Here is an 8,086-nt window from a genome sequence, read left to right as displayed (position 1 = left end):
CGGCGGCCCTGCGCCCCGGCTTCCATCTGGCGCCGGGCATGCGGGTGGGGCTGTTCGGCGGCTCGTTCAATCCGGCTCATGGAGGCCACGCCCATGTGGCCGAGACCGCCCGCCGTCGCCTGGGGCTGGACCTCGTGATCTGGCTGGTCTCGCCGCAGAACCCCCTCAAGGCCCGGCACGAGACGGCCCCCCTGGCCCAGCGCCTGGCCGGGGCCGAGGCCTTCGCCCGGCAGCGGGGGATGAAGGTCTCTGACGTGGAGACCCGCCTGGGCTCGCAATACACTATAGACACGATCCGCGCCCTGAAGGCCCGGTTTCCCGGGGTGCGCTTCGTCTGGATCATGGGGGCCGACAGTCTGGCGAGCTTCCATCGCTGGCGGGGGTGGACTCAGATCATGCGCGAAGTGCCCGTGGCGGTGGTCTCCCGGCCCTGGATCTCGCTCAAGAGCCGCACCTCGCCCGCGGCGCGCCGGTTCGCGCACCGGCGGACACCGTCGGCGGAGTCCCACGGCCTGCCCCTGCGCCAGGCGCCGGCCTGGGTCTTTTTGCGCGGCCCGCTGAACTTCCAGTCCTCCACCGCCCTGCGGGAACGGATGCGCCGGTCAGGACCTGCGAAGGACCGCTGACCTGGGCGTCAATTCGTGCTAGGGTAGGTCTTGCGTGGACCTAAGAGGAGTTTCCCGCTGAATAGTGAAGCCGCGCCTGGCGCGCAGGAAACCGCCGGCCCCGAGGCCGCCGTTTCTGAACCCGAGGACCGTATCGAGGCCTTGGAAGACCTGATCCTGAGCCGCCTGGACGATGACCAGGCCCAGGATGTGGTGGTGATCGATCTCAAGGGCAAAAGCGCCGTGGCCGATGGGCTGATCGTCGCCTCGGGTCGCTCCCAGCGGCACGTGGGCGCCATCGCCGATCACCTGCTGCGCGCGCTAAAGGAGCATGGCTATGGCCGGGCCCGCGTCGAGGGCCTGCCCCACTGCGACTGGGTGCTGATCGACACCGGCGACATCATCGTCCACCTGTTCCGTCCCGAAGTGCGGTCCTTCTACAATATCGAGAAGATCTGGTCGGTGGACGCATCGGGCCACGCCGTCGCCGCCTCCTGAGCGGAGGCGGACTTGCGTGTGACCATCCTGGCGGTGGGCCGCCTGGCGCGCACGCCGGAGGCTGAGCTGGTCCGGCTCTATATCGACCGCGCCACCGCTGCGGGCCGCAATCTGGGCCTGGGCCCCTTCGAGGTGATCGAGGTCGAGGGGCGAAAGCCCGGCAAGGCCGCCGAGGCCGAGGCCCTGAAACCGCACCTGAAAGACGCCCACATCATCGCCTGTGACGAACGGGGTCAGGCGCGGGCCTCCCGCGCCTTCGCCCAGGAGCTGGCGGCCCTGCGCGACGGCGGGGCCCGGCGCCTGGTCTTCCTCATCGGCGGGGCCGACGGGCTCGATCCCGACCTGCGGGAGGCGGCCCAGGGTCGGCTGGCCTTCGGACCTCAGACCTGGCCCCACGCCCTGGCCCGCGCCATGCTGGCCGAACAGCTCTACCGCGCCGTGACCATACTGGGGGGCTCCCCCTATCACCGTGACTGACGCCCGGCTTCGCCTTTCCCGCGCCCCGGTGCTTCTGGCCGTCGCCGCGGCGGCCGCGGGCCTGGGCGTGCTGGCGGCCGCCGCCTCCGAGCCCAGCCGCCTGGCGGCCCTGGACGCCCGGGAGCAGGCCCTGAACGCCGAGCGGGGCCGCCACGACAACCAGCTGGCCCGCCTGCTGTCGGTGCTGGTGCAGTTGCGCCGCGATCCGCCCCCGGCCCTGCTGGTGCGCCCCGACGACGCCCGCGACGCGGTCCGCGCCGCCGTGCTGGTCAAGGCCATGACCCCGGAGCTGCAGCGCCGCGCCCAGGCCTATGCCGCTGAGGCCGGCGACCTGGCCCGTCAGAGGCGCCTGGCGGCCGTGGCCAGCGAAACCCTGTTCACCGGCGAGAGCGAGCAGGCCGACACCGCCGCCGAGGCGGTGGACCCCGAGGGCGCGGCCTTGCGCGGCTATTCCCAGGCGCCGGCCCAGGCCGCCTTCCAGGGGCCGCTCACCCCGCCCGAGGTGCTGGTGGCGCCGGCCGCAGGGGTGATGACCCACCGGTTCGGCGATCCCCTGAACGGCGAGGCCCGCTCCAAGGGCGTCGTCTTCCTGACCGATCGGGGCGCCCGTGTGCAAAGTCCAGGCGCCGGCCTGGTGCAATATGTCGGTCCCGTGCGGGGTTGGGGCGTTATCTTGATCTTGCGGATGGGCGGTGGATACCATCTGGTGTTGGCAGGCCTTGATCGGGCGACCGTAGAGGTCGGACAATCGGTCGCGGCCGGGACGCCTGTCGGCTGGATGGCCGATGGGGGACAGTCGGCCTCGGAACTCTATCTCGAGGTCCGGGAACGGGGCGCTCCGGTCAATCCGGGGCGCTGGCTGAAAGAAGAAGCGGGCTGATCGTCGCACCGTGCGAACGAAAGCCCCGGGCGGCGCCAAATCGCCGCAAAGGGAGACTTAGGCTAGGCCTATGAAACAGTATCTGATGATCGGCGCGGCGGCCTTCGTCCTGGGGGCGGGGTCCATGGCCTATGTGAGCCAGCAGGCCCAGGCTTCGGCCAACCAGCCGTCGCGGGAAACCTATCGGATGCTGGAGCTGTTCGGCGACGTGCTCGACATCGTCGAGCGGCAATACGTCACCGAGGTGGACGAGACCAAGCTGATTGAGTCGGCCGTGGACGGCATGCTCACCTCCCTCGACCCCCACTCGGGTTATCTGACGCGCCAGAGCTTCGACGAGATGCGCGACACCACCCGCGGCGAGTATGGCGGCCTGGGCATCGAGGTCACCAGCGAGGACGGGGTGGTCAAGGTCATCTCGCCCATGGACGACACGCCCGCCGCCAAGGCCGGCATCAAGGCCGGGGACTATATCACCGCCGTCAACGGGGCGAGCGTCCTGGGCATGAGCGTCAACGAGGCGGTCAAGCAGATGCGCGGCAAGCCGGGCGAGGCGGTCACCCTGTCCATCGCCCGGGAAAAGTCCGACCCCTTCGACGTCGTGGTGGTGCGCGAGGTGATCAAGCCCAAGTCCGCCGTGGCGCGGATGGAGGGCGACTTCGGCTATCTGCGGGTCTCGGCCTTCAATGAACGCACCACCGAGGAGGCCGAGCGCGTCTTCACCGAGCTGCGCGCCGCCAATCCCCGGATGAAGGGCCTGATCCTGGATCTGCGCAACAATCCCGGCGGTCTGCTGGACCAGGCCGTGGGCCTGTCGGACCTGTTCCTTGAGGGCGGCGAGATCGTCTCCCAGCGGGGCCGCGGCGCTCGGGACGTGGAGCGCTACAACGCCCGCCCCGGCGACATCGCCCAGGGCCTGCCCATGGTGGTGCTGATCAACACCGGCTCGGCCTCGGCCGCCGAGATCGTCGCCGGCGCCCTGCAGGACCGCAAGCGGGCCGAGCTGGTGGGCCTGACCTCCTTCGGCAAGGGCTCGGTGCAGACCGTGATCCCCCTGCGCGGCGGGATGGACGGCGCCCTGAAGCTGACCACGGCGCGCTACTACACCCCCTCGGGGCGCTCCATCCAGAAGACCGGCATCGAGCCGGACCTGGAGGTGGCCGCCAACCGCAACGAGGCCCAGGCCATCGCCAACCGCGCCTTCCAGTTCAGCGAGGCCTCCCTGCGCAACGCCCTGAACGCCGGCGAAGGGCTGGAGCGCCGCGGCGCCCACCAGCCGGCGGAATCCCCGCCGGAGGACTTCGACGAGAAGAAGGACTTCCAGCTGGTCCGGGCTCAGGACGTGCTGCGTTACGGCTCCGTGGCGGCGACGCCCAAGCTGCCCAAGCCGGAGGCCCGTCTGGCCGAGGTGATCGGCGGCAAGGACCGGGTGGCCGAGGCGCCCCGACCCAACTGAGTCCCCTGCGGGCCAGGGCCGGTCGCAGCGGCCGACGGCGACGGTAAGGCCTTCGTTAACCGTGTTCGCGGCAGGGTGGCGCGAGAGGGTCGAGGCCTGTGTCCAAATTCTCAAAGAAGCCGATCGGGCCGGCGGCGCCGGCGACAAGCCCCGCCACGGGCGGCGGTCTGGCCCAGGTGCGCGCGGCCCTGGCCAATCCCTATATCAGCGCGGGCGGGGCTGGCCTGCTCTTCCTGCTGACCCTGAGCGCCCTGGTTCTGATCATCGGCGATCCCAAGGCGGGGCTGCCGGTGGTCCGCCTGCCGCTCGCCCAGGCCGTGGTGGCCGCGGCGCCGCCGGGCTGGCGCGAGGCTCTCACCGCCGAGGGCGCCGGACCCGGCGTGACCGAGGAGGTCTTCGAGCTTTCCGAATCGCCCCTGGCCGATGACGGCCCCTCGGGCGAGGCGGTGATCACCCTCCCTGGCGCCAAGCCCGCCCGCCACCGACAGCCCCTGCCGGCCGCGCCCCTGGCCGGTCTCTCCGCGCCCGGACCCAATGGCCCCCTGCCGGTGATCGCCCCGGACGGCCGCACCCCGGCCCAGGCCTATGCCCGCCCCTTCACCGCCAACGGCAAGCCCCGGGTGTCCCTGGTGGTGGGCGGCCTGGGCCTCAACAGCCGCGCCACCCGCGAGGCGATCGAAACCCTGCCTCCGGAGATCACCCTGTCCTTCGTGCCCTATGCCGAAGGTCTTCAGGGTTGGATCGACCTGGCGCGCGAGCACGGCCACGAGGTCCTGCTGGAGACTCCCATGGAGCCGGTGGACTATCCGGACAACGATCCAGGCCCCTACACCCTGCTGGCCAGTTCGCCGGCGGCGGAGACCACCCGGCGGCTGGAGTGGATTCTGTCGCGGGCCACGGGCTATTTCGGCCTGACCAACTATCTGGGCTCGCGCTTCCTGGCCTCGGACCCGGCCATGGCGGCCTTCACCACGGCCTTGCGCACCCGCGGCCTCGCCTTTGTGGACGATGGTCAGGCGGCTGGCCGCGGCCTGGGCGTTCCGCGAGCCACGGCCGGGCGCGTGATCGACGAGCAATTGTCCACCGAGGCCATCGACCGCCAGCTGCTGGCCCTGGAGGCCCAGGCGCTGGAGCGCGGCCAGGCCCTGGGCTCCGGCTTCGCCTATCCCCTGACCATCTCCCAGGTGGCCGCCTGGGCCCAGGGGGTGGAACAACGGGGCTATCAGCTGGCGCCGGCCTCGGCCCTGACCCGCCGATGAGCGCCGCCGTCGGGGACGACGCGCCCCCTCACCTCGCCCCCTATCGCCCCAATGTCGGCGTGGTCCTGTTCCATCCCGACGGGCGGGTCTGGTTCGGCCAGCGGGCGGCGACCCCGCCGCCGCACAACTGGCAGTTTCCGCAAGGGGGCGTGGACGCCGGCGAGGATCTCCAGGCCGCCGCCCTGCGCGAGCTGGTGGAGGAGACCGGGGTGCGCAGCGTCACCGTGCTGGGCCGCACAGACGGCTGGCTGACCTATGACTTCCCCCCCGAACATGCCGGCAAGCCCATCGGCCGCGCCTGGAAGGGGCAGCGCCAGGTCTGGTTCGCCCTGCGCTTCGACGGCCCGGAGTCCGAGATCGATCTGGAGGCCCACCCGCCGGTGGAATTCGAGGCCTGGCGCTGGGCCTATCTGGCGGAAACCCCCGACCTGGTGGCGCCCTTCAAGCGGGAGGTCTACAGGCAGGTTGCGGACGCCTTTGCGGTGTTCGCAGCCTAGAGCCTGATTCAGAGACTTGAGCGCGTTTCGATCCGATAACCGGTTCCCACTTGTCGGAGCGCGCTCTAACCGCGCCACACGAAGGAAGCCCATGGCGGCGCCCATCATCATGGTCCACGGCGCATTCTGCGGCGGATGGACCTTTGACCAGTTCCGCAACCCCTTCGAGGCGGCGGGCCACAAGGTCCTGACCCCCAGCCTGCCCGGCCATGACCCCGGCGATCCCGCCGATCGGGTGCGCGGCCTCTCCATGCTCGACTATGCCCGCCATGTGGCGGACCTGGCCCAGGCCCAGACGAGCCCGCCGGTGCTGGTGGGCCACAGCCTGGGCGGGCTGGTGGGCCTGCTAGCGGCCCGCCGGGCGCCTGTGGCGGGCCTGATCCTCTTGGCGCCGTCCCCGCCCTGGGGGGTCAGCGGATGGACCCTGGAGGAAGGGGTGACGGCCTTCGGCCTGCAGATGCTCGGCCCCTATTGGACCCAGGCCGTGGCGCCCGATCGCAATCTCATGCTGCGGTTCAGCCTCGATCGCCTGCCGGCGGGAAGGCGGCGGCCCATATTGGAGCGGATGCGGCCAGAAAGCGGGCGGGCCCTGTGGGAGACCCTGAACTGGTGGCTGGACCCGGGCATGACCACCCATGCGGGGACGGGACCCGACGCGCCGGCGCTGGTCCTGGTGGGCGAGCGGGACTCCGTCCACCCGCCGGCGACCGCCCAGGCCACCGCCGCGCGGATCGGCGGCGACTGCGAGGTTCTGCCCGGCATGAGCCATTGGCTGCCCGGGGAGCCCGGCTGGGAGGCCGTGGCGGGGCGTTGCCTGGCCTGGATGGACCAGGGCCTGGCGGGCGTGGGCCGGACCCGCTGACGCGGCCGGCCCGGCCGATCTCAGAACGTCCGTTCGCTATAGAGCAGGGTCGCCTTGTCGTAGCCCCGCTCCAGCGGCGTATCGTCGGGGTTCTTCAGCTGAACGAAGACCAGGCCGGTGGACTCGCTGTCGGTGAAGTGTTCCCAGGCCAGGGTGATGCGCTTGATGTTGTCGGCGCCCACCTGGAAGTCGTTGCGCTGCAGGACCAGCTCCGGCTCGTGCAGGAAGGCCCAGATGTTGAGGGCCTCCACCAGCGGGGCTTCACCCCCGACCGGATAGTTGATCTCCACCATGCAGACATTGGTGTTCGACCCCTGGGGCAGGAGGGCGATCGTATAGGCGCGGTCGCCGCCCAGGGGGGCTTCGAAATTGCCGGAACGACGGTTGCGGCGGAGGTTCAGCTCCTTGGTGGCCTGGTCGAAGGTCTTGGTCTGCTGGACCAGGGGCACGCAGGCCCGGGTCAGAACCGACAGCACCGCAGCCCCGTCGCCGGTGGTGGGCAGGGTCGGGCGCTCCACCGGGGCGGGCGCCGCCGCGGGCGGTGCGACCGGCGCGGCCGGGGCGACGGGCTCGGCCGCCTCCTGGGCCAGGGCCGCGCCCCCCAGGCCGACGGACAGGACGAGGCTGGCGATGAGCGTGCGCATGGCGTTTTCCCCTGACTTGCAAACGTGATGTCGCGCGCCATCACACTAAAGCCTGCGCCCTGTCGCAAGAGCGATCACGGGCCTGTGAGGCGATGAGTCCCGCCGCGCGCCCTTGTGGGCGGGTTTCCGACAGGAGCCGGCAAGACAAAGGGCGCCAGACCGATGGTCTGACGCCCTTCTGAAATCGCCGGTCGGTCGGCCGCGCCCGTCAGGCGCTGACCGCGGCGGCCTGTTCGGCCAGGATGGTGAGGCCCGAAGCGGTCACGTCGGCGAAACCGCCCTTCACCTCATAGAGGGTCTCGCGGCCGTCATTGCGCACCACAACCCGGCCTTCCCGCAGGGTGGCCATGAAGGGGGCGTGGCCGGCCAGGACGCCGAAGTCGCCCTCGGTTCCCGGCGCGTCCACCTGGTCCACGAGCCCGGAGAAGAGCTCGCGTTCCGGAGAGACGAGGGAGAAGTGCAGCTTGTCGGCCATGATGAATTAGGCTTCCGAAGCCAGCTTTTCGGCCTTGGCCACCGCGTCCTCGATGGTGCCGACATTGTAGAAGGCCGGCTCGGGCAGGTGGTCGTATTCGCCGTCGCAGAGCGCCTTGAAGGACCGGATGGTGTCTTCCAGGCTGACGAAGATGCCGGGCGTGTTGGTGAACTGCTCGGCCACGTGGAAGGGCTGCGACAGGAAGCGCTGGATCTTCCGCGCCCGGGCCACGATCAGCTTGTCCTCTTCGGACAGCTCATCCATGCCCAGGATGGCGATGATGTCCTTCAGCGCCTTGTACTGCTGCAGGATTTCCTGCACCCGGCGGGCGACAGCGTAGTGCTCTTCGCCGATCACCAGCGGGTCCATGATCCGGCTGGTGGAGTCCAGCGGGTCCACGGCCGGGAAGATGGCCTGGGCGGCGATGTCGCGC

Annotated in this window: 11 protein-coding genes; 8 read left to right on the top strand and 3 right to left on the bottom strand. The window is 70.7% G+C overall.

Annotated features, from left to right (window positions below; translation table 11 throughout):
• Window positions 1-8: 8 nt before the first annotated feature.
• The 8 genes from V7D28_RS11795 to V7D28_RS11760 all read left to right on the top strand — a co-directional run bounded on the left by V7D28_RS11795 (window position 9) and on the right by V7D28_RS11760 (window position 6,534).
• Window positions 9-626 (top strand): nicotinate-nucleotide adenylyltransferase, encoded by a 618-nt coding sequence (locus V7D28_RS11795; protein ID WP_333587579.1) that lies wholly within the window; start codon window positions 9-11, stop codon window positions 624-626.
• Between the two features lie 57 nt (window positions 627-683).
• The gene (rsfS, locus tag V7D28_RS11790) at window positions 684-1,103 is read left to right on the top strand and encodes a ribosome silencing factor (RefSeq protein ID WP_442957933.1); all 420 of its coding nucleotides are present in this window, start codon (window positions 684-686) and stop codon (window positions 1,101-1,103) included.
• A 12-nt stretch (window positions 1,104-1,115) separates the two neighbouring features.
• Window positions 1,116-1,580 carry a 23S rRNA (pseudouridine(1915)-N(3))-methyltransferase RlmH gene (gene rlmH, locus V7D28_RS11785; protein ID WP_333587576.1) on the top strand — a complete coding sequence of 155 codons (465 nt, stop codon included), beginning with the start codon at window positions 1,116-1,118 and terminating at the stop codon, window positions 1,578-1,580.
• Window positions 1,573-2,460: a murein hydrolase activator EnvC family protein gene (locus tag V7D28_RS11780; protein WP_333587575.1), complete on the top strand. Its 888-nt coding sequence runs from the start codon at window positions 1,573-1,575 to the stop codon at window positions 2,458-2,460. The genes rlmH and V7D28_RS11780 overlap by 8 nt, the downstream gene beginning before the upstream one ends.
• A gap of 70 nt (window positions 2,461-2,530) precedes the next feature.
• A complete protein-coding gene (locus V7D28_RS11775) occupies window positions 2,531-3,916 on the top strand; it encodes a S41 family peptidase (protein ID WP_333587574.1) in 1,386 nt (461 codons plus the stop codon).
• Window positions 3,917-4,014: 98 nt separating this feature from the next.
• Window positions 4,015-5,175, top strand: a complete 1,161-nt coding sequence (locus V7D28_RS11770; RefSeq protein ID WP_442957932.1) for a divergent polysaccharide deacetylase family protein — start codon at window positions 4,015-4,017, stop codon at window positions 5,173-5,175.
• The gene (locus tag V7D28_RS11765) at window positions 5,172-5,672 is read left to right on the top strand and encodes an RNA pyrophosphohydrolase (protein WP_333587573.1); all 501 of its coding nucleotides are present in this window, start codon (window positions 5,172-5,174) and stop codon (window positions 5,670-5,672) included. Before V7D28_RS11770 ends, V7D28_RS11765 begins: the two co-directional genes overlap by 4 nt.
• Before the next feature lie 91 nt (window positions 5,673-5,763).
• A complete protein-coding gene (locus V7D28_RS11760) occupies window positions 5,764-6,534 on the top strand; it encodes an alpha/beta fold hydrolase (RefSeq protein WP_333587572.1) in 771 nt (256 codons plus the stop codon).
• A 20-nt stretch (window positions 6,535-6,554) separates the two neighbouring features.
• Here V7D28_RS11760 and V7D28_RS11755 read toward each other — a convergent pair whose 3' ends face one another.
• The 3 genes from V7D28_RS11755 to V7D28_RS11745 all read right to left on the bottom strand — a co-directional run.
• Window positions 6,555-7,178, bottom strand: coding sequence for a hypothetical protein (locus V7D28_RS11755; RefSeq protein WP_333587571.1), 624 nt, complete (start codon window positions 7,176-7,178; stop codon window positions 6,555-6,557).
• A gap of 208 nt (window positions 7,179-7,386) precedes the next feature.
• The gene (locus tag V7D28_RS11750; protein WP_333587570.1) at window positions 7,387-7,653 is read right to left on the bottom strand and encodes an ATP synthase F1 subunit epsilon; all 267 of its coding nucleotides are present in this window, start codon (window positions 7,651-7,653) and stop codon (window positions 7,387-7,389) included.
• A 6-nt stretch (window positions 7,654-7,659) separates the two neighbouring features.
• Window positions 7,660-8,086: ATP synthase beta subunit C-terminal domain-containing protein (locus tag V7D28_RS11745; RefSeq protein ID WP_442957931.1), on the bottom strand; the 427-nt coding region annotated here is incomplete at its 5' end.

The sequence above is a fragment of the Phenylobacterium sp. genome (assembly GCF_036723115.1).
Lineage (GTDB): Bacteria > Pseudomonadota > Alphaproteobacteria > Caulobacterales > Caulobacteraceae > Phenylobacterium.
The sequence above is the reverse complement of the archived record's forward strand: the minus strand, read 5'-3'. Positions and strand labels throughout refer to the sequence as shown.